The sequence below is a fragment of the Streptomyces aureoversilis genome (assembly GCF_042657885.1).
In the GTDB taxonomy this organism is placed as follows: domain Bacteria; phylum Actinomycetota; class Actinomycetes; order Streptomycetales; family Streptomycetaceae; genus Streptomyces; species Streptomyces aureoversilis.
Genome location: NZ_JBHSKJ010000082.1, coordinates 1 through 730, shown reverse-complemented (window position 1 = coordinate 730; position 730 = coordinate 1). Strand labels below are relative to the sequence as shown.

Sequence of the window (730 nt, the reverse complement as noted above, 5' to 3'; positions counted from 1 at the left end):
GCGATCCTCTACGTCAACCGCACCGGTATCCCGTGGCGTTACCTGCCGCACGACTTTCCGGCTCACACCACCGTCTTCTCCCACTTCAGCGCCTGGACCGCCGACGGCACCATCGAGAAGCTCGGCCTGCGCCTGCACCGACTCGTCCGCGAGAAGGAGGGACGCGACCCCGAACCCACCGCCTGCGTCATCGACTCTCAGAGCGTGAAGACCGCCCACACCGTCCCCACCAACAGCCAGGGGATCGACGCTGGCAAGAAGATCGTGGGCCGCAAACGCAGCATCGCGGTCGACACCCTCGGCCTGTTGCTGCTGGTCATGGTCACCGCGGCCGGCGTCTCCGACAACGAGGCCGGCAAGCAGCTCCTGACCCGCACCGCGGCCGCCCATCCCACGATCACCAAGGCCTGGGTCGACACCGGCTACAAGAACCAGGCCGTCGAACACGGCGCGAGACTCGGCATCGACGTCGACGTCGTACCCAGGAACACACAGGTCAAAGGCTTCTCTGTGCTTCCACGGCGCTGGGTGGTGGAGCGCAGTTTCGGGTGGGTCATGATGCACCGCCGGCTCGCCCGCGACTACGAGACCAAGCCCGAACACTCCGAGAGCATGATCCGCCTCGCCGCCATCGCCAACCTGGCCAAGCGAGCAACCGGAGAATCCACCTCTACCTGGCGAGACGCATAAAACGCAATCACTCATGAACTACGCGAACCAGACGTCCTCT

Annotated in this window: 1 protein-coding gene; it reads left to right on the top strand. The window is 65.1% G+C overall.

Annotated features, from left to right (window positions below):
• The coding region (locus ACFPP6_RS36510; protein ID WP_382051151.1) for an IS5 family transposase at window positions 1-690 on the top strand (690 nt) is incomplete at its 5' end.
• Window positions 691-730: the final 40 nt, after the last annotated feature.